Origin of the sequence: Nitrosomonas ureae, from assembly GCF_900108305.1 — a bacterium.
Lineage (GTDB): Bacteria > Pseudomonadota > Gammaproteobacteria > Burkholderiales > Nitrosomonadaceae > Nitrosomonas > Nitrosomonas ureae_B.
This window is the reverse complement of the sequence record NZ_FNUX01000025.1, coordinates 18,260-44,056: the sequence shown is the minus strand read 5'-3', so window position 1 is coordinate 44,056 and position 25,797 is coordinate 18,260. Positions and strand designations below refer to the sequence as shown.

Here is a 25,797-nt window from a genome sequence, read left to right as displayed (position 1 = left end):
GTCGCTCCCGTGATGTCATCGGCTAACCTCCGTGAAAATATTCGAGGATAGCCAGATCTATTTCTAATTTTTAGATGGTCGGGTTGGACGCTTACTATTAGTCTCTATTCAATCGACATTGATTGACTGAATTCGACCCAAAGCTGTCCTTGGTAATTTTAAAAGCAGACTTTCACAATTATGAGTCTTTCGAACTCGTACTGACAATTTGATCATACGCCAGCCCGCTATGGCCTTCTCCGCGACCGGTGGCTTTTTTGGCGCCAATCCAGATAAAGACTTGGCCATTGTTCCAGCGGGTACGCTGAAAAGTTTGACTGACATGCACACCTGATCGAGGAACTTCTTCTTCGTAAATGAAAAAAGGTTGGTTGGCGTCCAGGCCTTGGCACAATAGCACGGTCCGTGGCCTGACGCGCTCATAATCGGGATTGGGATCGTTTTCCAACAGCCTCGGCATGGCGGCGCGGCGCAGCTGAATCTGCCGCTTATCGTCCGAAATATGCTGCGGCACAAACGGTATCCAGTTTTCCGGTACCGTGGTCATCAGCTCGTAACGGAAAGAAGCTTTCCATTCTATGGGCGCCGGCGTCGGACCGATGACCGCCAGATCGTGCAGCATTTGCAAATGTTGGTGATATTCCGCTGCGGCGATATTGCCGGCGCGAGTCCAACCACTTGCAGTCAGAATCGTGTTTTCGATACCCCAAACCATGTTCGCGATTTCGTCGCGTATTAAAGCAATGCGTTCCAAAGGCGGGCTTTCTTGAATTTTTGGAACAGTCGGCAACACTAACAAGGTTAAATCCGCCGATTCATCGGTCTGACCCTTGATATTTAACGAATACATAGCCCAGCGTTGCCAAGCCTGATCGGAGCCGCTACCGGCCGGTTCGATCCAGAAACGTTCACCAAACGTATTGGTGACTGACAGGCCCTTGATATTTAGTACTGAACCGCTGGGCACGGTATACGGCAAGATAAACCAGTCGTTAGCATACACTAAGCCGAATTCGATCAGCAGTAATTTTGCCAGATCGGTGGTGCCGGGTTTGATGTCACCGAAATTGGTCTTGCCGTCTTCGAACGCCCACCAGCGGGTGTCGGGCATGCCATTGAAGCGCACCGGGGTGGGAATGAAACTTTGGGTGGTGTATTTTTTTTCGACCGGTTTCGGCGGGGTATCCTGATCGCCGGCATCCAAACCGGGCCGGCTTTTATCCCAATCGAAATTGTACCAATCCAGCCGCCCCTGATAGTATTCCTCGGCGCTTAACACCTTCTCGCCGTCGCCGCCGTCCGGCACCGCGCAACTAAATTGATATTCTAGCCGTGGCGATTGCCAGGCATCGCCTTGCCCGGCTTGCGGCTGCAAATACAGTTTTTCGAACCAGGCCACGAACTTCGGCCCTTCAAGATCGACAGCCTGTTGTTCGCTGACGCTCAGTCCGGCGATGCCATCGGAGGCCGAATGACCGGGATCAGCCTTCAAATACAGATACAGCGCAGCGCCATCCATCGCCCGCCCGGCGACGGCCTGGAATTGTTGCCGGACTTCCGCATGCGCACAGATCGCTGCCTGATCCTTATTGCTCGGATCGGGCGACGTTATCGGATATTTAGCCTTGAATTTATCACGAGCGCCAACCGGTATCGTCTTTAACCAGTGTCTGCCCAGCTGTAAGCGCAAATCCAAGGAAACCGGCACACCGCCGATGGTCCAGGGAATGGCACGGCGTTCCACGGTGGCTTCCAGCGGGGTGTCGTGATCGAACTTTTGTACGCTGCCGCCCAAGGGCTGGTATTTGGTGATGCGCTGCCCTTCGACATGAATTTTTGCCGCCACTGGACTGCCGGCGTCATCGCCAAGAAACTCGCCCATCTGCCATTGTTTGCAGAGCATCCACAAAGCATCGCGCACCTCGGCGCGCATCGCCCGCTGGAAGTTGTCGGTGCGCGGCCGGCTTTCCAGGCGATTGTAACGGGTCAGGGTTGGAAACAACAGTTCGCTGTTGAACACGGCGGTGATATTGCGGATGGTGAGTTTATCGCTCATGGCTCAGGGTGCCGCTTTGTTAATAAAGTTATTGACGATAGCCAGATCGGCGCCCATGGTAATCGGCTGCCAGGTGGTAGCCAAAATTGTCGCCGGCAAAAACACCGATAGCTCGGTTTTGTCCAGCTGTTGCGGCTCCACCCCGCGAATCCGCGCCCTATCCAAAGTGCTGTGCAAGGTATTCACCAAATCCTGCCACTGCCAGGCACCGTTGAATTGAGTCGGTGTCGCCAGCAGGATGGTTTGCGGCGGTTCGGCGTTAGGTTTATCAAAGTGAAAGGTAATGCCGGTGGTTTCGGTTTGGGCCGGGATGACTTCGGTCCATTCATCCAAAAGCAGACCGCTTTGCGTATCGGCCTGATTGAAGTCGCCTGCATACAAGGCGGTATACAACAAATTCTCGCGATTGAGTTTGTCGAGTGCCGTTTCGGGAAACTCCAGCGCCAGCCAGGGCGTATCGACATCGAACGGCAGCTGGATCGGCCGCAGCTCCGGCAGGCTGGTCTGGAAAGCCTCAGTCAGGAACAGCAGATTTTCCAAATGGTGCATTTTTTCCCGGACTCGCGCGGTACCATATAACCAGTCGTCAATCGGAAAGGCGTTGCCGATTACGGTTTTCTGGTGATCCAGCAAACCGGCCCGGTCGGCATAGGCGTTCGCCCATTCATCACCTGATTTTGCCGACACCGAGAACCAGGGTACGAGAACAAATTCATCGCCGAACACGGTCTTAGCAGCATCGGTCAACAATTGCAGCCGTTTATCGGCGTCCGCTTCGCCGTCATATTCGGTCAGCTTGCTGTCGACAGTAGCCAGGCGTTTTGGTAAATCGGCGGCCAGCTGTTTCAGGCGGTTATAGATGTCTTCGGCCATCACCACGATGGCTTTCTCGACATCCGCCGCTGACAACGGCTGAATATCAAAATTGGTGTAGGGCGGAGCGGCAACCAGCAAAGTATTGAAATCATTTAAGGCCTGACTGAGCTGGGTTTCGATGGTTTTGCTGAAAGCTTCAAACAATGCTTTTTTGCTATCGAACAGCACTTTTTTAGCCGCTACTTCCGCTTGAATCTGCGCCACGGTTTTTCCGGTCGGATCCAGCAGTGCGATGGCGATCAAGCGCTCGGCTTTGGCGAGCACAGCGATGCGTTCCGGGTCGCCGGGTTGCGCCGGCAGACTGGCGATCAGTGCATCATAATCGTCTGCTTTAGTCTGCCAACGCCGATTTACATCCGCAGCCAGTTGTCGCAAACTGTTAAAGATGGCACCTTTAGTTTCCAGCAAGATGCCAAAGCCGGTTTGCTGCAAGCCATATAACGCCAAGGTTTTGCAGAGTTCAATCATGGCTTGGATATAACTATCGATATTAACCAAAATTGTCGCGGTCAGCGGGCCGACAGTTGGAAACACCGCAGTTAATTGCGCCAATAACGGTTGTAAAGATGCGGTATCGAATGTAGCCAGATCGGTTTTCAAAAACGCTACCCGGCTCTTGTCCAGTTGCATAGCACCGGCACTATCCGAGCTGGCTTCGCTGGGCAACGCGATATCGGTGGCTCGTAACGGTCTGGAACGCAGCAACAATACCCTTAAACTGCGAATCAGCGGCGCCACCTCAAAAAAGCTGAACTGAGTGGTGTCGGCTTGCGCATAACTGATTTCCAGCACCGCGTCGGGCAGCGGCGTCGGCACGGCGCTTTGCATCACATAATGTCTGACCCGGTCTTCCAGTTCCGAACGGACCTCCAGATTATCCGGATTCACCACATACAGCATGTCCAGTGGCTGCAAGACCAGCTGAGCTTGAGTAACAAATAGTGCTTCCGGTAAACCGGTGGTTGGATGGGGATACGTCACTTTGCAGGCTATCCGGTTGGCGGTTGGCAATCGCGCCGCCAGCCAGTGGTTCATCGCTGGCTCGGCTTTGATTCGGGGATTGTCGGTGTCCGCAACGGCAACGTTGCTATCGAAATGTACCGCCACGCGATGGGTCAGGCCGATACCGCTACGCGGCGTCTGCACCACGTCGGGTATCGGCGGGAAGGTAGCCTGGCCATAGGCATCCAGGGTCGCCGCGGCCCTATCGTAATTACCCATCACCACTTGATGAACGCCTTCGGCAATCGCCAGATCGGCTACCGCGTCATACAGATCCAGCAACCGGCCGACTTCTGAGTTAATCACCAGTTGCTGCGCAGCGTCGGCGAAAGGCAATTTATCCAGACCGAAACCGAAAGGATAAACTTTGTCGGCAGCGGCGGCATTTTTGATATGGCGAATGAAAGTCATGGCGTTGATGACGTTGCGAGCTTCCACGGCTTCGATCGACACGCCATCGGGCAAATCTTCCTTGCGGGTAACCAGTGGAAACTGCTTGCGTAACGGGTAAATGAATTGATCGGCTTCCGCAAAGCTATAGCGATCGTGCAAGCCTCTTTCGAATTGGTAGCCCAGCAGAGCGGCAAGATTCTGGGCGTTGCGGATGCCATCGATAATATTCAACGCCAATCTCACCCGTTCCGAGGCCAGGTTCACTTTCAGCAAATCGGCTTGCTCATCGTCGGCGTTGGCGATAAAACCGTTGCGTAACACCGCGGCAGTCACCGCATGATTGATCGACGGTGCGTGTATATAGCCCTGATTGGTGCTATCGCTTACCAGCGGAGTTTTTTGATGGTCGGGAATTTGTTGATTGAAAATTTCATCCAGTTGTGGATCCTTCAAACTGACGAGATCGAGCTCCTTATTCTCCGAACGTACATTTTCCAGCCAGCCGTAAGCGCCCATATACAGGCCTTTCCGGTAGCTGACGCCCTCTTCGACGCCGACATCGTCGCCGCGCCGGGCAAAGCGCATCGAGGACAGCTGAAAATTGATCAAACCCGTCATCCAGGCATCTAGTCGGTAACTGCAACAATCAAGGTGCTCGGCCAGCAACCGTTCCAGCCGCGCGGTGGGTGTCTTTTGCAGATGGTTTAATGCCCGTAATTGCTCATCCAAATAGCGCGTGGCAAACAGTTTGCCCAAATTCGCGGTCAAATAATCGACCAGTGATTTTTGCGGATCGCCGGTGATGCGTTCGGAAGGCGTATACAGCAATTCGTAACGGCTTTTGTCCTGGAGCGACGTGTTTGCGGTGGCCGTTTTAAGCTGGGCAGTTGCAGCTTTGATATGGAAAAAATGCGGCTCGCTGCGTAGGGCAAGTCGGCTCTGATTGTCCAGTAATTGCGCATCGTCCATCGCCCGCACGCCGGCATCGTAATAGCCCAGTTCCAATGCGTGCTTCAGCAAGATGTACAACAGTGCATTAGGGCTTTTGTTGTCTTTGAAACCGTCCTGTACCCTGACGGTGTCGAACGACAGCCGCGCCCATTCGTAAAGCCATTGAATGTAATTACGGTTGTTGTCGGTGGCGATGCGCAAGGGATCGCTCTCGGATAACGGTCCTTCCTGAATCACCGGACCCAGCAGCTTATTGGGCAATACCTTCCAGAACAAATCGAATAACTGCGGCGGGGTTAAACCTTCGTATCCCAATAGCCGCAATCTGTCGAAAGCCTGATTGTGCAGTTCGTTGGCCGGCAAGGTTTGCCAGGAAATGAATTTATGCCAGATTAAGGCGATATTGTGTTCCTGTTTTTTGGTGTTGGCATAGCGCTGATAAAACTCCACCGAGGCAGGATGCAAACCGACGATATCCAGCAAAGTCTGATGCGGATCTTTATCCGGGCTGGGCTGCGCTTCGACACGCGCGACCTGTGCCGACAAACCAGTCCAGGTCGCGGCCAGATTGTCTAGGATGCCCTTGAATTTCCACAACCAGTCCTTGAATTCAGTACCCCGCTGTTCCTGGAAACGACCGACATAATCCAGATAAGATACGGTCTCGTCGCCAAACACCCAACCGATGCGATCGAAGGCCGAAGTCGGCAAAATCCCATAAGGCTGCCGGCCGATACGAATCGCCGGCAACATGCCCCGCCCGCTGACAAAACGGTTGAAGAACCAGCGAGTATAGTAAATTTCGTCATCGTTAAATACCGGCTGTAACAGGGTATCCATGAAATAGCCCAGCGTCGCCGGCCATAGCGCGGCATTCATGACCCGGGCTTCGCACTGATCGCGGCCGCCAGCATTCGGAATTTGTTTCAGCCAATCGGTATCCAACCCTAGACTCTCGGCAAACCACTGGCCGTCGCTTTTATCCAGCCAATCCTCGGTTTCGCTGAATTCGGCTTGGCCCTTAAAGTAAAAGTCAAAACTCTGGTCGGCATCGTCCTGCCGGGTATAGGCCGAGTTGCCGTCTTCGGTATTATTGGTCGGCGAACCCTGCGGCAAGAAAGCAAAGCCGCTTCGGCTGAAATAATGATTTTTGAACAGCGTTTCCAGTTCGGTTTTGCTCTGCTCGGCGTCGGAACCCAAACGCACGCCCAGAACAAACAGGCGATCGAATCCCTGGATTTGTTCTGAACTTAGATTGACGCGAAAGCCCATCCCGCGTTTGACCGCTTCATCGAAATCCATCATCCAGCGCAATTCGTCGCCGATAATCAGATTGCCGTGCTCATCGAACTTGAATTGCGACTCGGTGTCGGCCATCGGGTTGGGGCTAACCGAGAACGGGCCGTCGAGCGGATTGCCGAGCTGATTGAGTATCTCCTGCCACTGCTCGCCGTTTTTACGGTAGCCCAGCAATACCAGCCGCTCCGGCAACAAATTAGCCTGGGCCGGCTTCGTCCACGACTGGGATTTGCTCTGAATCTCGCTCTGGTCGGGCAGATAGGCAAACGCCACGCTGACGTTGGCGGTCGCATACGTGTATCCGGCGGAGGGTTTTTCCGACAGGTTATAAGGCTGGTATTGTTCCACCAGCGTGGCGACCCGATCCGCACCCACCGCGGCTATCAACGCATTGAACGCTGTAGTCTGCAAATCCTGGTCGTTTTGCGCTCGCCAAATGGCTACCCAATATGTTTGCAATTCAGTTTGTTCAGCGAGAGTCAAATTGCTATTGGCAGTAACCACCAGAATCAAATCCCCGGTCGCTTTAGATTGGGGCTTGATCGGCAGCGTCGCATCGCCCTCACTATCGGTGGGCGAGAGCGGATTCGCCGGCCGAAAATGCTTGATGATCCAGCCTGCCCGACCGGCACCATGGCTGGCTACCAAAGTCCGCCAAGCCGCGCGCTCCTCCTTTTCCAAACCCGCCGCACGAAAATATTCCCGCCAGAATATGCCGGCGCTTTTCAGCTCGGTTTGCGACAAGGTTTCTTCAAAGGTATCAACCAGACAATCGTCGGGATAGACGCGTACCCACAGCTGTTGTCCCTGCCCATCGCGGCCGCCGACAGTTTTGAAACGAGTTTCCAAACGCAACGGAAACAGCATCACCGGAAAGTCGTCGTTCATTTTTTCGATATGCTTGCGCGGATCGGTCCATTCCTCCCAGAACTGCGGATAGAGATCGGCTAATTGACTTTGCAGATGATCTACAGCCGCCTGGTTTTCCTGTTTTTGATCTTGCAGGTTTTTTTGCGCCTCCATCAGTCGTGCGCGGGCTTGTAAATGCTCGGGATTGTTGGAGTTAAACCAACGCTCGATCTGCGCCAATTCCTTGGCGTTCTGTTTGAGCTGTTCATCCACGCGAAACAGCACCCCGGCCGCAGTATCGTGCTTGGTTCGGGCGGCAAACAATGCTTTTTGTATCTCGTGAAAATCAGGCATCGCAATTCCTTTTTTGTTGCAAGCTAGTCATTTGTCCACCCTCCCACGCCGTCACTTCAACATTTCGCTGGCATGTACCGCCACCATCACCGGCACTTGATAGAGTATGTAAGCCAAGTCCGCGGCATCGGCATCCTTGCTCCAGGCAATAACGTTGTCTTCTTTGTATTGTTCCAGTTCACCGACGAACTCGGCCTGCAAAGTATCCGTCGGTTCCGTAAGACGGATGGTCGCCGTGGCGTTAGTGATGCTTAGAAAATCGCCATCCGCCAAACCGGGTGCCGCATCTTCCCAGGTTAGATCGCTCCAGGTATGTCTTTCGGTATCCTTGGTCGGTCCGCCGATATCCAAACCGAAACGCGGTTCCCCCGGGCGCTCCTTGATCACGAAATACCAGCCGGGCTTAGTTTCGTCGCCCGGCTGAGTACCATCACTGCCTTTGGCTTCTTCTGACTTCAGATCAAAACCGAAAAAATAAATATCCGGCTCGACTTTGGCGCTGTAGAGCGGAGTTTTCAGAATATCGCGTGGCGGATTGTCTTCCTGCCCAGCCGGTATGTCGACCAGCAGCCGTTCCTTGGTGTTATCGATGCCGCCGCTACCATCCGGTTTTTTAGTTTGCCACTTGGCTTTGTGTGCGTAGATGACAGCGGTGGGGTACTTTTTTAGCAATTCACCACGAATTACCAGTACCACATCTTCCCCCTTCGCGCGCATTTGTTTGCCTAATGCTGAGGTTTCGGAAGTCAGAGGCCAGTGGTGCAATTCCGGGATGTCCTTGAGCTTCTCTTTTAAGGCACTAAGATTCTCGCCCGTTTGCGGCAAATAAGCGCTGACATCCCAGAATTGGCGGAAATAACTGCCGCGCTGGTCAGTCGGATACTCTCGCCACAGGAGTTCGCGCGACATCTCGTGATTGAGGCCAACCATATAGGCTTCGATGAACTTCGAATTGGGTTCCAGTAGAGTAATGCTGTTTTGCTCGATGAGGTTGATGTTAGGCAGAAAATATTCGGTGGATAGATCGGCCAGCGGCTTGTACATAGGGATGTCGAATTCCGGATAATTCATCACCTCGTCGAACAATTCCGGGACAAATTTAATCCGGAAACGCTCCGGCAAAAGGATCCTGTCCAATACCAATCGGGGTATAGTGCGGTAAGGGTGCAAATTGGCTACCAACGTCGCCGTGAGCATCGACATATCCAGAACCTGTTTGGGCGCTTCGAATGCCGCCTGGCGGGCGGCGAGATCCGCGGTATACATGTCCTTCAGTGCCGCTTTGAAGTTTATCGCCGTCTGGCTATCGACATTACCGGCGCGGGGATGAAAGGTATCACCAGGTTCGGCAAGCTGGAAATCCGGACTTTTCGGCGCGACATCCACCGCCGCCGGCGTTTGGCCCTGATCGGTGAAGATTTGCGGCTCGGCCAATTGGCGCAGGATGTCGCGCATGGTCCGGTACAAGTAAAACAACCCGCCAGCCAGTGCAAAAATTAACAGAGACAAACCGATGGCCGGAGCAAATAAAATCGCCAACAATGCCAACGATACGGCTAAGACCAAGGTGACAGTCGCCAACCAGGGATAGCGGCCCAGTAAATCGGCCAGCCATTTCGGCCGCGGCACCGGTTGAACTTGCTCGGCCAGCACTTGCTCGGTTCCGATACCGGCTGGTATAACCTTGGGTGGCGCCGGCATAACTTCTTGCCGGTTCAAGCGACCGAATAATGCACTTGGCTCTATGCCACGAGCTGCGAAAGGCAGTTTGCTGATCAGCCGCGAACGCGGCCGCAGCACTTTGCGCATCTGCGCCGATACCGCGACCGGCGGCACGACACTGGTCTTGATCTGGTGAAATGCTGTGGCGTTTTGCACCATGATCCGCTTCTGCACCGGCGCGCTTAACAACATCAGTTTATCCGGCTGTTTCGAGAGCAGCGGTTGAAACTGCAAGGTATGCCATTGCCAGCTGGTTTCGCTGCTGAGTTGCGCAAAACGGATAAAACGATTGGCCTTGAGCACGTCACCAACCTGTTGCCAGGCGGCATTCATATAATCTTCCTGTTTATTCTGGATGATTTTGGTACCGAAGCCGGCAGGTACTCTAAAGCGCGGATCAAGATTCAGTTCATGGATCCAGTTTCTATTGTTAGGTAAGTCATTACCGGCGGCATTGGTCAACAACCGATCGACCGCGGCATGCCAACGTCCGTATAATGGCGGCGTGATCAGCGGATCGGGGTCGACGGCGTTGCCCGGATCGGGGATGATTTCCGGATTGACACCAGGCTTTTGATAATCGTCCGCTGCATTCAGGAAGCGGGCGATACCTTTTTGAATCGGCTGCGGATAACCGTCTTTCGCCCAATTCTCGTATTTGTTAAATTCAACCGGATCCTTAATCACTTCCAAAGGAACCCGAAGCGCTCCGCCCAGTTTGAGGATGCCGGCCAATTCCCCGTCGGGATCAATACCGGGGATGTTCCAGCCGGGTTGTTGCACATCGATATCCCGTCGTCCGATGTGTTCGTCGGCGGGTTTGGCTTTCAGCAGCCGCACCAGATACTCAAAATCGCCTACGGTGCCGGTGCGAAAATACCAGCGATGATAATAGGGAAACTCTCCTTGATCGGCCTTTTGACCCCAGGCGTACTGACTGGCAAAGTCCGGATTGGCCTCCAATCCCAATCCGGCCTGCCGGCCGCTTTCGTAAGACGGGATCAGAAAAGCATGGTAGGCGGCGTTGGCCTTGAGTTTGCGCGGGCAAACTATTCGGCAATAGGCGTGATCCTGGTTTTCATGCAAAACATTATTCAATTTAGGCAACACGACATTCATGTCGGTGGAGAGGATTTCCGCATCACTGGCGGCCAAATCCTGATTGACGTGAACGTGCGCCCAGGCCCAAAGCTGCTCCGGCGGCGGAAAGCTTGCCGCGGCATTGACAACCTGAATAAACGGCAACGGCCGGTCTTTTATATTGGTGCCGTCGCTAAATTCGCTTTCCTCCAATACCACCAAAGCCAGCCAGGGTCGCAGTCTATGTTTGGCGTCATCGGGCCGATTTGGGGTATAGCGCCAGGCAAAATCCTCGTCGTAGAAATCGATATAGGGCAGATAGTTGGGCTCGAAATTGGTAATCCAATTCAGCGGCTCGGTTTTGAAGGTGGTCCGGCTATCGATGCCGACAATATCACCTGGCCCGTAAAGTTGCACCGCTCTATCGATTTCCTGCGTCAGAACCGCACCGCCGGCGACCGGCGTGCCCTCCACATTCAGCTTCAACTGAAACGACGCGCGCAGTTTTACCGGATCCTGATCGAGCTGTTGGATTTTATTGGCCAGCCCGGTGCGTAGGTAAGGCAGAAAGGAATAGGTACCGATTGGTTTAGCCATACATCAATCCTTCTCCGAACAAAGGTTACAAACCTGCATGTTAGGCCTCGACGGTCATTTCATGTTGCGGAATCACATGCAGGGTTTCATGCAATTCGGGGCGTAGGGACACTTGCTCTTGTATGTATTGTTGAGCCAAGATCTCACTGGAAAAATTCATCGCTTGTGTGCTATAGGCGTGGTTGTTTTCCGCTAATGCCACAGTAAATCCGCCGTCTTTTACTTGCAGTTTTTCCGAAAAAGGATCGAGCTGCGACCGGTAGTTTTTGGACAATGCCGATTTGCTTATCGCCGAACCCTGCAGAAAATGCATGAAAAAGCCGAAGCTAAACAATTTGAAGCGCAGGGGAAAGCGCTTGAAGTTACTGTCGATAATGATCTGTTCGTAACGAACTTTGCGCTTGGCCAATTTGGCCGAACCCAAGGTCTGCGCACCCGACGCCAGCTTCACACCGCCATGCAACGGATCGAAAGCGCGTTGCGACAATTTGTCGGCATCGCTCATATTAATGAACTGAGCCTTGGCAAACTGCTCGTCGGCATCGCTGACCTTGACCAGATCGCCTGTAGGTACCAGTTTGAACTGATTGGCATCCGCCGGTTTTTGACTACCGACCTTGTCGATCCTAATATCCAGCGGCGCCGCGCGCTGGCTGACTCGCAACGTGCCTAGCGGATGCAAGACTTGCGAGCTTTCCGTCTCGGACAGCTTGCGCAACGACACCAGCAGATTATTCCCGGTCGGCAATTCGGCAATCCAGTTTTGTTGTTTCTCCAGTTCGGCCTTGAGTAACGGCATCACCGGAATCGGCGGTAAGGTCGTATCCTGACTGTCTCCCCAGGTGACATCGAAATCTGCGGACACATCGAAAAACAGGAAACTAATTGAGCCAGTACCATGCGCCCGCCAGGGCGTCGGGCCTTCAAGTGCGAATTGCAAGGAAATGCTGAACAACCCCATTCCGAACACTTTTAGTGAAACACCTGCCGATATTTCGATGATGAAATAAAAAGGCGAAAACTGAAACAAAGCATCGAAGGTAATATGCCCATCCACTTGGGCGACACCCACATCAATCATTAGTTCGGTATGTGAACCAAACTGGACAGTATTCGAAGTAACCGCAAAGTAGCCTTCGGCGCGAATGCGATATACTGGGGTATTCAATATATCGATCGCGATACGCCGTGGTGATGGAAACGGTAGCGGCGGCGGGTTGAAGCGGGGATGGAAGCCACCTACCGAAACCACAAAATTAGCATCATCACCCCAAGCCACCAGCAAGCCCATGTCGCCTTCGATGGTCAGAAACAGCACCCGCGATTCGAACATGGTTGCAAAGAAATACAAACGCTGTTTATCGAACTCGATGGCACCGGCAAAATTGACCTGAATGACGATCAACGGCGCTTCTTCGGCCGGCAATGCGACTTTCAGCACACCCAGAATCGCTATGTTGCCGGGGATTTCGATGATCACGCCCAGCGACACGCTGATCAGCGTCGGCGTACCCCAACCCAGTTTCGCCATCGGCCCAATCAAAAACTTGCCGACATAAGGCGGAAAGATCAGCCGCAAATCGCTAATGATGCGCGGCGCGTTGGCCACCGGATTATCCGGAAACATGATGCTGTTGATCGCCCCGGTACGCACGCCTTCCATCAACGGCGGCAAATTCATGGTGCGATTCAGTCCCAACAAACCGCCCAGGCCGATCAGCGTAAAACCGAACCCTAGTTGAATGCCGGTACCGAATTCCGCAGTGATGATGATCAACAGCGAGAAGCCCTTGGAGCCGTCGGGCATTTTGGTGGTAATCAGGCCGATGGCCTTGACGGTGACAATCTCGGCGATGGCCAATTCCAGTACACCGGCATATTCTTCGCGTTCGAAATCGAAGTAAAGATAACCGCCGCCTTTGATTACGCCAGCATCGAGAGAAAGACCGACGCCGTTGGGCGGCTTGAAATCCACGCTGACATCTAGATCACCTAGCTTCCCATCCGCACTGGCGAAATTAAAGATACTCTTGAATCCTAAATTTTCGACTACCGCAGTCAACGGGCCGAGCAAAGCTTTCGCTGTAATACCAGCTTCAAAGCCAATACCATTGCGTGCACTACGCAACGCGATTATCAGGGTATTAAGTTCGCCAATGCCAAAATTGAAATGTAATGGAATCGCATACTCGAAACCACCGGAACCCTCAAGATAGATCTTCCCTGAGCGCGATTCCCATACGAGTACGCCACCAAAATCGATCCGAATAGGTTCCTTGCCTACTATGTTACCCAAAAATCCATCTCCGTCAGACATCTGAATAACCACTGCAAGTTTAGGCGGATTAGCTCCCCTGCCAGTACCGACACTGATGATCACTTCCGGGGAATCCAGTTTACCCCGCAAGCCAACTCCAGCTGTGAAACCACCAATTTCAAAACGCGAAGTGTTTGCATCGCCAAATAAAATCCACGGTTGTTCCGGGTGTGCAGAAATAGCAATTTCGGAATCAATTGTTGCGCGACCGGTTTCCGCAAAAAACTCCAATCCATTCGGGCGAATCTCTACACCAAAAACACCATCTAAATTAAATCCACCCTTAATAGCGAGTGAGAAAATCGAGTCACTGAGACCACTGCTACCGATAACTCCTGACGAGAGTGGTGTAAGCAAAATACCTGAGGGCGGCTGTCCCGGATTGTCTTTCGGGGGAATCGGTAAGATGAGAAGTCCAACCTCTGCGTAATTACTCCAGTCATCGCTTGCAGTTGAAAATAATGGGATGGCAAGTTCCTTAATTTGGGAAAGCGCTGGGTTGGCCTCATCAATATAACGTCTAGCCAGTGCACCAGTACTTTGTACACGCGCTGGAAATCTTACGGCATGAAAAAAATCTTCAAGAACGCTGACTAGTTTTTCATGATCGAACGGTTGCGCACCTCCTTCCCATCGGTAAACATCACGCAACAACGCAGCAGGGTCTCCAATGACTCTTGGCAATCGATCCCAATGAATAGCCAATTTTTTATAGGGGACTCGACCATCACCAGCCGATGCTTCAGAACTGATATCGGCGATTCCTAACAGACGTAATACTCCGTATAGCGGCGCTGCCTGTTTTTGCAGAAACCGAAGTAACAAAAAATCGCCCAGTGAACTAGGCACTTCATTCCAGAATGCAGGCTGGTCAAATGGGAAGGGTAAACCAGCCGGCGGTGCACTACTCAGTCCTTTTACTGCATCGATTACTTTGACCACCGCATCTAATAAAGCTTTTGCTAGCGCCGGGTCTTCTGGTTGCTCATCAATTCTATCGGCAATCGCATTAGCCGCATCAAATATAGCGTCGATTGCAAAACCCGCACGAATACTCGCCATCGCTGCAGGCGACACGTTCACGTCCCAGCCAAAATCCAAAAAGAAATCCCGTAAGGTTACCTCATTGCTGAATGCATTTTGCAGTGGTTCTAAAGCACATCTAAGCCCAGTCGAGACTTCCCCAACAAATGTAGTCATAGCGACAACTCACTGTACATAATTTTATTCATGATTTTCATTTAGGGTGCAACATTAATGCTCAAGCCAACTGGATCAGTATCATAGCTGTATCCCATAGGCCTATGATTGAGAACATTAACAGGGCGCACCTCCTCCGGAGGAGCAATCCAAGGAGGCATTAAGTCATTCAGACCATGCGGGCGATTGCCGGGTGGCGGGGAAGTTCTCGGAACCACGAGTGGATAATTCTGCCCGGGATTGCGATACTGCCACAGCGCCCATAGCCTGTCGATATTGCAATGGTGCAGAAAGAATACAGGATCATTGGGCGAAGTACCGGGTGACATGGAGCCCGCCACCCACATGTGTATGCGATTATGAAGCTCTGGCTGCCCTCGAGTGCTGATCCAACCCTCTAAAAAGTTGCGGTAACTGCCTGTGCTATTCATCGTCGGAAATGCATCACCTGGCACAATATTTGTAATAGACACTGATGTACCAATTAGTGTAGTACCACCATGTTTGGTTTCAGTAAGGCTCGCGCCATTAGCTGCGGTGACATATACGTTATAGCCAGACGCTGATGCTTGTGCTGGGGGGGACGTAATCCGAATAGCGTTGTTCGTATTCGACGGCGTACAGCCGCCCCCCAAACAGATTGTGGACTCTTGAGACGGGCGTGTTTCTCCTAGCACATTAACATAAGTGATAACGACCCGATAAACACCGGTCGCTAAAGTTCCGCCACCTGTTCCCGTAAGAATAGGCGCTGGAGGTGTTGGAAGGGATGGGCCACGTAAAGAATCTGTACTCCACGGTACACAATCGAATCCTTTAATTGTCAGCGCATCATTCACCTCGGCTTCGGTCGGCAGGCTATTGACAGCATTTGCGTCAATCGCGGTGCGCCCTAGCGCACGCACGAGCATTGCTGGCCCCGGCGGAATGGTAGTCCATTCTCCAGTCCGGAAAGGCCCCGTAGTCACTGGGTCACCGTAGCCACCCATAAAGTTGTCTTTCCAGATAGAGCCTCTCTGCCGGTTGGCCTCGTTAGCATTGTCATGAGTCCAATCCCAGTATGGCAGTGTGACATTACCATCCTTACCCAACGCGCGGTCTGCCGCTTCTAGATCGCGCTCGAACTTGCGAAGAAAATAACGATGCCACGGAAAAAATGCTGGCCCCATGTGTGCCGGATTCAGATCCATATTACCTGAAAAAGCGGTATTATGGATAGTGACGTATTTATCGTAGTTGTATGCTGCTGCTGTGTCCGCTTTCATCTTCTTCACAGCATTCACAAACCTAGTCTTTTCGGCATTAGTCAGTTTGTTTTGGTTTTTCCGTATGCCCATGAGACCTCCCTAAAGAACGGAGATTGACAATCGCTTTGGCCGCATCTTCAACCGATTTATGAACCACAAATGGCAATTCGTGAGTATGAAAAGCTCCATTCTCCAAACGGTGAAGCACGAATTTCTCTCCATCAATAAACAATTCAATTTGTGAATGACCATCCTTTTCATGTTTATCGTGACTTTCGTCTCTCTGGGAATGAGCCTGGTGCTGATCGTAATCACAAGGCTCTGATTTCTCATTTTCATGCGACTTGTTTTGAGACTGAGATATCTCCCTGACGTAAATTTTATGATCCCGAAATACGAATTCTCTGTCCACTAGTATTCTCCTATGTAAGAAGACTAGGCTTGGAGTCATCATCTAACAACCATAACCACCTAGGACTTCTTGAAAAGCGCGTAACAGATTTAAATTTCCAATAGTATTGTTCAACTTGCAATTCCCCGTGGTCTTGCCGCGGGGATAGGTGCAGGGCGCGCGGAGCAAATTTATTACCATGAGCGATCTATTCATTGATCCCTCTTCTTATTAGTGTTAGTTTTTGTTTCAATAATTTGAGCCTCCTTCACTACAAAGTACTCCCCCGCCAAATAAAAACAAAGGAGAAAAATGAAAAAAAAGAAAGCACTTAAAAATGCGGCGGCGATAAAGACAGGAACTACAATTAGAAATATTTTCCAGTGACTAGCAGGAAAAATATGCACGGTTTCACTGCTCAAAGCATCTATCTTCCCCTGCTCCAAGGTATACCGGATTTTGATTTCTCCACGACCTTTTGTCATTTCGAACCCATTTAGCACCTGATTTTATACAGGCTTATTTTTAAGTTTGATTGAACCAGTTCTCGGTAGATCGACCAGTTATTAACTAATCTGTTAAATTGTCATAGATAGGAGTTATAACTATGCTCCTGGAATTAAACTAATGTCAATCATTTTTTTCTCGCCAATTCAAGCCATTGACCTTGCCCTGGTAATCCGTACATCTTAACGCGCTTATTATGCGATTTTTCCCAACTGTGCCACAAGCCAGTTTTGCTCAAACTTCATTGGACTGATGTAATTCAGTGTCGAATGCAGTCTTCTGTAGTTGTAGTAGTTAAGCCAATCAATGACTTCATCCATTGCCTGACGGCGTGTTTCAAACCGCATTCCATACAATCTGCCCACTTTCAACGATCCCCACAGGCTTTCAACGGGAGCATTATCCCAGCAATTTCCTTTTCTGCTCATTGAGCAGTGCATGCCGTATTCAGCCAGTATGTTCTGAAATGCGTGACTGCAATACTGACTGCCACGATCCGAGTGGAAGATGAGTCCCGGTTCTGGTCGTCGTCTGAACCAGGCCATCTTGAGCGCATCCGTCACCAGGCTGCTTTGCATATGGGGTTGCATGCTCCAACCCACAATCTGGCGACTATACAGATCAAGAACAACCGCCAGATACAACCAGCCAGTATCGGTTTGAATATAAGTGATGTCGCTTGCCCAAACACGGTTAGGTGCGTCAGGCTGAAAGTTTCGGTTGAGCAAATTCGGCGCAATCGGCAGATTGTGCTTGCTGTCGGTGGTCACGACGAATTTACGCTTTCCGCGCGCTTTGATGCCATGTATCTTCATGAGCCGCCGAACCCGTTCCTTCCAAACTCGCACGTTATTAGCCCGAAGTTCTTGCCAGATCCTCGGCCAGCCATATTCGCCTTTGCTGGCTGCATGCACAGCCTTGATATGAACCAGCAGAGCAGCATCGCTGAGGCGCTTGCCGGGAATCGCCGGATCATCCGCAATTCTTCGCCGCTGATGTCCAAAGTAACCGCTGCTACTGACATTGAGTGCTTCGCATTGTCGGATAACCGGCCAGCAGCTTTTGTGCCGTTCAATCCAGGCGTACTTCACACTGATTCCCGCGCAAAGTACGCCGTTGCTTTTTTTAGAATGTCACGCTCCAGCTTCACCCTTGCAAGCTCTGCCCTTAGTCGCGTCAATTCCATTTGCTCCGCGCTTACCGGCTTGGCTCCTGCATCAGCCAATTGGCCTTTCACCGCCTGTCGAACCCAATTCTCTAATGTCTGACTGGGAATACCCAGCACTTTGGCTGTCGCCGCGCATGATTGACCACCTTGAACCAATCGTACCGCTTCCAATTTGTATTCCAGTGTATACGATGCTCTCCTGACCCTTTCTGCTTTCATTTCTTCGTCTCCTTAACTTGTAGTGTAACCTCAGTTAAGAAATACGTTTTTACAGGGCAAGGTCATTGACCCATCATGCTGTCAAAAAAACCTTGAAGAAAGGCATACGATATCAGAAAAAGAGGAAGCGAAGGCGACACAAGAAGTGAGCTGCCATCGAACCCATCATTGTGTACTTGAAGTCAGATTTAAGATCTGTCACGCAATTTATCTCAATAGCATCATGATCGATGCTCACATCAACCTATTGATGGCCAATTTGCACATGAACTAATGCTCACAATTCATCCATCGGCGTTACTGATCCGGAATTATCCCTGAGCAGAACACGCTCCAGCGCTTCTCGGTGATTACCTCGTCGCCATTGCACGCGTCGATAACGACACCCTTAAAGTCAAGATCAAAGCTCGCAGATTGTCCGGATAGTCCTTGAACAAATGGCCGATCGACCATTTGATAACGGCATCCCGATCGCTGATCAGGTTGATAACGCCCGATCGGGTCCGGCGGCCCGTCACGATGCCCATAGAACTGCACCGTCGCATTGACATCCCCATCCTCGAGGAAATTCTCATCGAGTGCACCCGAGGCTGGAATCGGCAACATCGGGATTGGCTGGCCGCCATTCGGGTCAGGAAGTAGCGCTTGATGCGGTATGGCGTCGAGCATCGTGCTTCCGCGAACGAACTGTCGATATTGGGCACAGCCGCAGAGAACCGGATAGGGCCCGCTCGAGAACTCCGCAACGGCCGTAAACATGCGCCTGATGCTGCCACCACCTAGAAAAGGCCCGGCTATCACCTCGCAGTCGGGCGCAATCGTGATGGCAAGCATTGCCGACCCTGCATGGCTCCATTCGACGCCAGCGTTCACTTCGGTTGGCAGGCCTGGCCAGTTATCGGCGATGGAATAGGGATAAGGCGGGGTGACCTGATCGACTGTTCGTGTGGCGAACGTCAGTCGCACATACGTACCATTTTTGAAGAAGTATATCTTGCCGTTGCACATGTTGACAGCAGCATCAATGCCGGATGCGAAACTACTGGGTAGGTTACGCCATCCGTTTGGGCCGGCAATAGCGCGCGGATAGGGCACTGTACCGGGATCGGGAGTATCGACCGCTCCGTTTGCGATGTTGTAGCGGAGATACTGGCTGTCTTTGAAAAAATAGGCTTTACCTTCGCCGCCGTTGAATGCGGCATCGATACCGAGCTTGAAATCGGCAGGGAAGTCTGTCCAACCATCGGCGATCTTGATAGGTGTCGACGTAGCCGTCCGATTGAGCAGGATATCGTATTTCCAGTATTCATCCCCCTTGAACAGATATGCGAAGCCATCGCCCCAATTCACAACCGCATCAATATCTCTCGTGAAGGGAGGAACGAGCCCGCGCCACTTTTCGCCAATTGTACGAGGTCCTTCGACAACGCGGTCAGTGCCAGGGCGCGGGTCATAGGCCCAAAATAAATCGCCCTTAAAGAAATATATTCGCTTGATCATAATAAAACTCCTGAATATGAACTCTATATTTGACAGCATACCTCAAACTGGCTCTGCTCCAATAAAATAGCTGATTTATAGTGTGGACAAACCTCATATTTTTTCAAGAGTTAATGGATCACATTCAGTGGCCCCGCATTCACATTTACAAACGGCATATTCATCGTTATTATCGAAATAAAAGAGCTGTCAGTTGGTATCTGATTAACTTGCCAACAATATACCCAAACTAGATAACGAAGGTCGGGGCCTGTGTCCAGATAGATCGGCGCGAGGCGAACTGGCCCCAATCCGGAAGGAGATGAAGCATCCTCGATTCGACCCGTGCCTGTTTCGCCTGAGAGTAACGTAGCTCCACTCGTACTCCAGAGCAACGCCTGCCGTGAGAGGATGGGCTGCGGATTTTCATTAACATAGACTGTTATCCCTAATCCTCCTCTGCTTCGCAATGACGGTATGTCTTGAAATGCGGCCCAACTGAAATCGTAGGAACCCATCGGTGTAATCGCCGCCGACAGACGCTCGGGCGAAGACAGATAAAAGCCTACTGCCACTGTATCGGAGCCAGAACATCCAAATAGCGACAATTTTCCATCAAAACGACTTCCAAAGGCTATACCACATCCTGTACCCCATTCTAAGTCATAGGGAGTTCCAATCACCCGACTGCCAGTTTGCACCGTAAAATCGAGGGGCTTCATCGGCTGATTCAACGCAACATACAACTTTTCAAGCAAGTGGTAACGCAGTTGGACTTTAGTTTGAAGACCACCAAAGTCCCGTAAGGTGCTTAGCGGTTGTGATGCGGCAACTAATCCCTCAACCTCAGGGGGCATTTCACCTAACTGCCGCTGCAAGGAAGTCGCTACATGATCTTCAAAAAGCGACGTGTGAAGATCTTTTGCCTCTTCTGTGGGCACTGTGCGATCCAAGACAAAGAACTTTCGCTCCATCATTTTTTCCTTGATCAACGCTTCCATGGTCAGTGCTTCGGTTTCGAGCTTTCCATTTGGTTGGTTCTTCATTGATAGTCTCCTCGTTTTCTGTATTTGCGCAAATTTATTACTGCAAGTAGCCTAATAGCAACTATAAAGTTTTTGCATATTGACTTTAATAATCTGGCCACGCAACATTTTAACCACTAAGTTAAACTTATAGGAATAAACTTGACTCACGAATGAGTAACGTTACATTAGTAGCTGACTTCAAACTAAATTTTGTCGGATCAAAAGTTATTTTTCCCTGAAGAAAATTTAAACCAGCAGCGAGCCCCAATCCCCGTTTAGGACACCTGTCAAATCAGCATTGCCTGAAAATCTGGTGCTCCTGAGCACAGTCATCGTAGTAATCTCCTCATCATTTGTGATTCGATTCTTGACCTTCAAGTCTCAGAGACTGGACAATAGTGTTTGTATTGTCAAATAAAGATATCAAGCAAGAATCTCCGATTCTGGATTATGTATCCATAAAAGTCACGTTGTTCGACATGGTACTGAACCACCTCGGGTTTGCCAGGACTCTCTTTTTAAGAGGATGAAGTGATGAACAAACAACTCGATATTCCCCCGAAGTTCTTGTATGGGCGATTCGCTTGGTCTTTGAGCATCAAGCCGAGTATGACTCACAATGAGCGACTCCGTTATCGATTATGCGGGAAATAAATCTTCTGATCCTGGTATTCAATACCACCACACATAGGTGCCCCTGCTGCGTAAGTACATAGATTCCTGCAAGAGAAGGAAATTAACCCATTCAGACGACAGCTTCCAGACCGCGCTTTTGCACAAGATGTAGCAACTTAAGAGCGGTGCCTGTTGGCCGTTTCTGTCCGATCTCCCATTTCTGTACTGTCGAAACACTTGTATTTAGTATGGCAGCAAACACCGCCTGACTGACTCGTGTGGCTTCGCGAATTTGTTTTATCTGCTCCGGTCCCAACGGTTCAATAGGCGGCAAGCACAATCGATCGAATTCGCGTAGCGTAACTTGATCCAGCACACCAGCCTTGTGTAATCCCTTGGCCGTGTCATGTACAGCCTCAAGAATGGTTGATTTAGTCTTGCGCATCGCAATTAACCTCCATTAATTCTCCCGCATGTTGTGCTTGATCGAACGCCTGTGCTGTCAGTGACAGCAGGTGAGCAGCCAACAGCTTTAGCGCTACCTCTTCATCTTTGTCGATGTTGCTACGCTCGTTCTTTGGGAAACCAAATAAGAATATCCAACGGTTTCCTTTGTTGGTGGCAACCAATGTGCGAAAGCCGCTTCTCTTTCCTTGCCCTGGTCGCGCAATTCGTTTTTTCAGCAGCCCATTGCCGAGGTCGGCATCATACAGTCCCTCAGTCATCTCACGCACAGCGGCGCAAAGACTAGGCGAGGTCAATCCTTGTTTGTTTGCCCAACGATCAAACCATCGTGTCTTGTAAACGATCATTCTGTACCTACCCTAAATAAAATATAGCACTTGGTGATATATCTGACAAGCTGAAACCTATAACATTGTCGTTTTTAATTGGAACAGATAAACCGAAAATCCTCTGTTAATCACAAAAAGATGTTGCCCTAAATGTTGCCCAAACCATGCCAAAACATGCCAACTTATGCTTATTCTTAGGCAACATTACAATTTTAACTGATTGATAAATATTATTTTATTTATTTAAACTGCGGGTTCGAATCCCGCCTTCTCCGCCAGCCAATCATCCAAAGAAATCCAAAGCAGTACAAATAAGCCAACAAATCAATATATTCACTTAGAAATTTGTCCAAAGCAGTCTCATGGAATATAATGCCATCCAACTTCAATGGTAAGACGAGATGGCAAAGGAAGTCAAAAGACTAAAAGCAGTACAAATCAATTCATTCCCCCCCCCGGCACTCACTCGGACGGTGATAATCTGCTTTTGCGGGTAAGAGATTCCGGTTCTCGCAGTTGGGTATTTCGATATAAGCAAAATGGCCGGGCCATCGAGCTTGGATTAGGTTCAACAACTGATAGAACGCTGGTTGAAGCCCGTGAAATCGCTGGTAATATGCGGCGTGCAATCGCACGTGGCCAATCTCCTAAAGAAGTATTGCGAATAGAAAAGCCTAGTAAGACTTTCGCTGACTATGCGCTCGAATACATAGAACATAAAAGATTGGATGGCGGAACAGTAAGCATGAGAGCCAGTGGCGAAACACGCTTATGCAATATGCGTTTCCATTCATTGGCGATAAATCCATCACAGATATTGGCGTAGATGATGTTAAAGCTGTGCTTAATCCAATTTGGAAAGATAAGACGGAAACCGCATCAAGGGTAAGACAGCGGATAGAAGTGGTGCTGGATTACGCTTTTTTTCATGAGAATATCGACAAGAGTAACTCTGCTCGATGGAAAGGTTGTTTAAACCACATATTTCCAGCACCAAAGAAAGTAACTCCTGTCGTTCATTTTAATGCGATTTCCTATGGCAAGTTGATTGAAGTCATGAAAGCATTGCGTGCAAAAGACAAGACCAGCATGAGCGCTTATTACATTCAGTGGATAGCCCTGACCGCTTGCAGAAGCTCAGAAGCGCGTGGCATGACTTGGGATGAAATCGATAAGATCGCAAAAACATGGACAATCCCAGCCAATCGAATGAAATCGGGTCGAATGCACCGTGTGCCGTTAAGCCCCGAGTACTAGATACTGTTAATCAACATGCAAAAATTACCAGGGAAAGGGGTGAAATCAACATTGAAAAGTTTTCACTCTATGGATGAGAAAATCCGACATTTAGTCGGAGAACCCTGGAGTGATAACAATGGAGCATATAGCCGAAATCAGGCGCCGACATTTCATTAGCAAAGAAAGCATCAGTGCGATCGCAAATAGTCTGAGTCTCTCACGTCAAACGGTTCGCAAGGCATTAAGGAGTGAAGCGGAACCGATATACCAACGTAAAATTCAACCGACACCGAAATTAGGTGCTTTTAAATCACAACTAGCTGAATGGCTTGAGATGGATGCGAAATTTCCCAGACGCCAACGCAGGACTGCGCAGCGATTGTTCGAATGTTTGCAGGTTGAAGGTTATCAAGGTTCGTATGGTCCGGTGCAGCGGTTTGTACTGGATTGGAAACAACAAGCACCACATCGGCCATCGACTACACAAGCCTTTGTTCCCCTGGCATTCTCCAGCAGGTGAAACCTGTCAGTTTGACTGGAGCCATGAATATGTCATATTGAATGGCGTACTGCAAACGATCAAGGTAGCTCATTTTCGACTGGCTCACAGTCGGCGAATGTTTTTAGCAGCATACCCGCGTGAAACCCAGGAAATGGTGTTTGATGCGCATATCAGGGCGTTTACTTGCTTTGGCGGCGCACCTAAGCGGATGATTTACGATAATCTCAAGACGGTGGTTGATGTCATATTTGCCGGCAAGGAGCATCAGTTTAACCGACGCTTTCTAACCCTGGCGAATCATTATATGTTTGAACCTGTGGCATGCACACCGGAATCCGGTTGGGAAAAAGGTCAGGTTGAAAATCAGGTCGGCAATGTCAGGGAATGGCTATTTACGCCCACCCCTCGATTCGAGAGTTTCGCTGAACTCAATGCGTGGCTGGCTTTGCGTTGCGAAGAGTTGGCAGGACGTAGACACCCAGAACAAACCGGACGTACCATTGCTGATTGTTTTATCGAAGAAAAGCCGTTACTCATCCCTGTCAAAGCAGTATTTGATGGTTATGTAGAAAAGACCCTGCGGATTTCCAGTACTTGTTTGATTAAGGTTGACCATAACCGTTCAGCGTACCTGCCGAATGGTCGAATCGTGTCATTTCATTGCGGATAACGGCAGACCGATTACGGATAGTCGCTGAAAATCAGATTGTTGCTGAACATGCTCGCTGCTATGGTCGTGATCAGCTTATATGTGATCCTTGGCATTACTTACCTGTATTAGAAAAGAAACCGGGCGCACTCCGCCATGGTGCACCATTCCAGCAATGGGATCTGCCAACCCCCATTCGAATAGTGCGGGATCGCATCTTAAAACAGGATAAAGGTGACAGAGCGTTTGTCGAACTGCTGCTAATGGCCAGAGCATTAGGTGATGTCGGTCTTGAAACGCTGGAGGTTGCATGCGATCTGACCTTGCAAACAGGCATTATTGCCACCGCCATTGTCATGAATGAAATGCGTCGCTTAAACGAAGTGGCGCGGCCCAAAACCCTACGGAGTATCACGCAAGCACCAATCTTGCAAATCGAACCTAAAGCCGATTGCAGCCGCTACGACAGTTTGCGGAGGATGCGCTATGATCATTGATCGTCATGCGCAACTCAAGGCGCTTCATTTGCACGGCATGGCTGCTGCCTGGCAAGAATGGCAGGTTGAAGGAAATACACGACAAAAGCCGGTTATGCCCGAAATTTGGCTGGATCGATTGATCGCTGCTGAACAGGTAGATCGTAAGGCACGTAGTCTGAACTACCAATTACATACCGCCAAGTTTCCACATCATCGCGATTTGATTCATTTTGACTGGACGGAAAATCCTTTGACCAAAGGGCGCATTGAGCAACTGGCCACCGGTGAATTCATGATTCAGGCAAACAATCTTATTTTTGTCGGCGGTACAGGGACTGGAAAAACCCATCTGGCCATTGCTTTGGCGGTTTCAGCGATCCATCAGGGAAAACGCGTGCGTTTTTATAATGCCGTTGATCTGGTCAATCAATTAGAAAAGGAAAAGCAACTGGGTAAATCGGGTTCAATGGCTAAGCGACTCATGCAGATCGATGCTGTTATTCTCGATGAACTGGGCTACCTGCCATTCCCGGAATCCGGTGGCGCTTTGCTGTTTCATCTCATCAGCCAGCTTTATGAGAAAACCTCTCTGATTATTACCACTAACCTTAATTTCGCTGAGTGGATCCAAGTCTTCGGAGATGAAAAAATGACCACTGCTCTACTTGATCGCATTACTCACCACTGCGATATCCTTGAAACCGGCAATGATTCTTACCGATTCAAACATCGCAAAAAAGCACTCGAAATTTAAGTTGTGCCACTTCTTAACTGGAAACTTTTG

Annotated in this window: 18 protein-coding genes; 6 read left to right on the top strand and 12 right to left on the bottom strand. The window is 50.3% G+C overall.

The features are described from left to right. Positions 1-178 precede the first annotated feature (178 nt). The 12 genes from C4S39_RS12250 to C4S39_RS12195 all read right to left on the bottom strand — a co-directional run bounded on the left by C4S39_RS12250 (position 179) and on the right by C4S39_RS12195 (position 22,162). Complete coding sequence (locus C4S39_RS12250; RefSeq protein ID WP_103967263.1) at positions 179-2,056, bottom strand: hypothetical protein; 1,878 nt, start codon at positions 2,054-2,056, stop codon at positions 179-181. Between the two features lie 3 nt (positions 2,057-2,059). Next, on the bottom strand, positions 2,060-7,780 hold the full coding sequence (locus C4S39_RS12245) for a hypothetical protein (RefSeq protein WP_103967262.1): 5,721 nt from the start codon (positions 7,778-7,780) through the stop codon (positions 2,060-2,062). A 51-nt stretch (positions 7,781-7,831) separates the two neighbouring features. Then, complete coding sequence (locus C4S39_RS12240; RefSeq protein WP_103967261.1) at positions 7,832-11,179, bottom strand: hypothetical protein; 3,348 nt, start codon at positions 11,177-11,179, stop codon at positions 7,832-7,834. A 40-nt stretch (positions 11,180-11,219) separates the two neighbouring features. Then, a complete protein-coding gene (locus C4S39_RS12235) occupies positions 11,220-14,696 on the bottom strand; it encodes a DUF6603 domain-containing protein (RefSeq protein WP_103967260.1) in 3,477 nt (1,158 codons plus the stop codon). A gap of 41 nt (positions 14,697-14,737) precedes the next feature. After that, positions 14,738-16,033, bottom strand: coding sequence for a tyrosinase family protein (locus tag C4S39_RS12230; protein WP_103967259.1), 1,296 nt, complete (start codon positions 16,031-16,033; stop codon positions 14,738-14,740). Beyond that, positions 15,999-16,355: a hypothetical protein gene (locus C4S39_RS12225; RefSeq protein ID WP_103967258.1), complete on the bottom strand. Its 357-nt coding sequence runs from the start codon at positions 16,353-16,355 to the stop codon at positions 15,999-16,001. Before C4S39_RS12225 ends, C4S39_RS12230 begins: the two co-directional genes overlap by 35 nt. 191 nt (positions 16,356-16,546) lie before the next feature. Beyond that, positions 16,547-16,819, bottom strand: a complete 273-nt coding sequence (locus C4S39_RS12220) for a hypothetical protein (protein ID WP_103967257.1) — start codon at positions 16,817-16,819, stop codon at positions 16,547-16,549. A gap of 216 nt (positions 16,820-17,035) precedes the next feature. Beyond that, positions 17,036-18,228 (bottom strand): IS3 family transposase gene (locus C4S39_RS12215; RefSeq protein WP_374953035.1). Its coding sequence is split into 2 segments (ribosomal slippage): positions 17,036-17,958 and positions 17,958-18,228, totalling 1,194 coding nucleotides; the frame shifts between segments, so codons are not numbered across the junction. Between the two features lie 297 nt (positions 18,229-18,525). Next, positions 18,526-19,728, bottom strand: coding sequence for a hemopexin repeat-containing protein (locus tag C4S39_RS12210; protein WP_181023821.1), 1,203 nt, complete (start codon positions 19,726-19,728; stop codon positions 18,526-18,528). Positions 19,729-19,838: 110 nt separating this feature from the next. After that, positions 19,839-20,753: a hypothetical protein gene (locus C4S39_RS12205; protein WP_103967254.1), complete on the bottom strand. Its 915-nt coding sequence runs from the start codon at positions 20,751-20,753 to the stop codon at positions 19,839-19,841. Between the two features lie 727 nt (positions 20,754-21,480). Then, positions 21,481-21,795, bottom strand: a complete 315-nt coding sequence (locus tag C4S39_RS12200) for a helix-turn-helix domain-containing protein (RefSeq protein WP_090541825.1) — start codon at positions 21,793-21,795, stop codon at positions 21,481-21,483. Continuing rightward, positions 21,782-22,162 (bottom strand): type II toxin-antitoxin system RelE/ParE family toxin, encoded by a 381-nt coding sequence (locus C4S39_RS12195; RefSeq protein WP_103967253.1) that lies wholly within the window; start codon positions 22,160-22,162, stop codon positions 21,782-21,784. The genes C4S39_RS12200 and C4S39_RS12195 overlap by 14 nt, the downstream gene beginning before the upstream one ends. A gap of 370 nt (positions 22,163-22,532) precedes the next feature. On the opposite strand from C4S39_RS12195, the gene C4S39_RS12190 reads away from it, so the two are divergent. From C4S39_RS12190 to istB, 6 genes are all read left to right on the top strand, one after another. Then, complete coding sequence (locus C4S39_RS12190; protein WP_103967252.1) at positions 22,533-22,970, top strand: Arm DNA-binding domain-containing protein; 438 nt, start codon at positions 22,533-22,535, stop codon at positions 22,968-22,970. Then, positions 22,916-23,401 carry a tyrosine-type recombinase/integrase gene (locus tag C4S39_RS12185; protein ID WP_103967251.1) on the top strand — a complete coding sequence of 162 codons (486 nt, stop codon included), beginning with the start codon at positions 22,916-22,918 and terminating at the stop codon, positions 23,399-23,401. The genes C4S39_RS12190 and C4S39_RS12185 overlap by 55 nt, the downstream gene beginning before the upstream one ends. Positions 23,402-23,519: 118 nt before the next feature. Then, a complete protein-coding gene (locus tag C4S39_RS15565; RefSeq protein ID WP_219817960.1) occupies positions 23,520-23,903 on the top strand; it encodes a hypothetical protein in 384 nt (127 codons plus the stop codon). Continuing rightward, positions 23,875-24,555, top strand: a complete 681-nt coding sequence (gene istA, locus C4S39_RS15560; RefSeq protein ID WP_219817959.1) for an IS21 family transposase — start codon at positions 23,875-23,877, stop codon at positions 24,553-24,555. Before C4S39_RS15565 ends, istA begins: the two co-directional genes overlap by 29 nt. After that, positions 24,546-25,031 carry a Mu transposase domain-containing protein gene (locus C4S39_RS15555; protein WP_219817958.1) on the top strand — a complete coding sequence of 162 codons (486 nt, stop codon included), beginning with the start codon at positions 24,546-24,548 and terminating at the stop codon, positions 25,029-25,031. The genes istA and C4S39_RS15555 overlap by 10 nt, the downstream gene beginning before the upstream one ends. After that, on the top strand, positions 25,021-25,767 hold the full coding sequence (gene istB, locus C4S39_RS12175) for an IS21-like element helper ATPase IstB (RefSeq protein ID WP_103967250.1): 747 nt from the start codon (positions 25,021-25,023) through the stop codon (positions 25,765-25,767). Before C4S39_RS15555 ends, istB begins: the two co-directional genes overlap by 11 nt. Positions 25,768-25,797: the final 30 nt, after the last annotated feature.

Excerpts from the sequence above, each read along its gene's own strand:
- C4S39_RS12250 (WP_103967263.1), bottom strand. The coding sequence starts at position 2,056 with ATGAGCGATAAACTCACCATCCGCAATATCACCGCCGTGTTCAACAGC.
- C4S39_RS12245 (WP_103967262.1), bottom strand. The coding sequence starts at position 7,780 with ATGCCTGATTTTCACGAGATACAAAAAGCATTGTTTGCCGCCCGAACC.
- C4S39_RS12240 (WP_103967261.1), bottom strand. The coding sequence starts at position 11,179 with ATGGCTAAACCAATCGGTACCTATTCCTTTCTGCCTTACCTACGCACC.
- C4S39_RS12235 (WP_103967260.1), bottom strand. The coding sequence starts at position 14,696 with ATGACTACATTTGTTGGGGAAGTCTCGACTGGGCTTAGATGTGCTTTA.
- C4S39_RS12230 (WP_103967259.1), bottom strand. The coding sequence starts at position 16,033 with ATGGGCATACGGAAAAACCAAAACAAACTGACTAATGCCGAAAAGACT.
- C4S39_RS12220 (WP_103967257.1), bottom strand. The coding sequence starts at position 16,819 with ATGACAAAAGGTCGTGGAGAAATCAAAATCCGGTATACCTTGGAGCAG.
- C4S39_RS12210 (WP_181023821.1), bottom strand. The coding sequence starts at position 19,728 with ATGATCAAGCGAATATATTTCTTTAAGGGCGATTTATTTTGGGCCTAT.
- C4S39_RS12205 (WP_103967254.1), bottom strand. The coding sequence starts at position 20,753 with ATGAAGAACCAACCAAATGGAAAGCTCGAAACCGAAGCACTGACCATG.
- C4S39_RS12200 (WP_090541825.1), bottom strand. The coding sequence starts at position 21,795 with ATGCGCAAGACTAAATCAACCATTCTTGAGGCTGTACATGACACGGCC.
- C4S39_RS12195 (WP_103967253.1), bottom strand. The coding sequence starts at position 22,162 with ATGATCGTTTACAAGACACGATGGTTTGATCGTTGGGCAAACAAACAA.
- C4S39_RS12190 (WP_103967252.1), top strand. The coding sequence starts at position 22,533 with ATGGTAAGACGAGATGGCAAAGGAAGTCAAAAGACTAAAAGCAGTACA.
- C4S39_RS12185 (WP_103967251.1), top strand. The coding sequence starts at position 22,916 with ATGCAATATGCGTTTCCATTCATTGGCGATAAATCCATCACAGATATT.
- C4S39_RS15565 (WP_219817960.1), top strand. The coding sequence starts at position 23,520 with ATGGAGCATATAGCCGAAATCAGGCGCCGACATTTCATTAGCAAAGAA.
- istB (WP_103967250.1), top strand. The coding sequence starts at position 25,021 with ATGATCATTGATCGTCATGCGCAACTCAAGGCGCTTCATTTGCACGGC.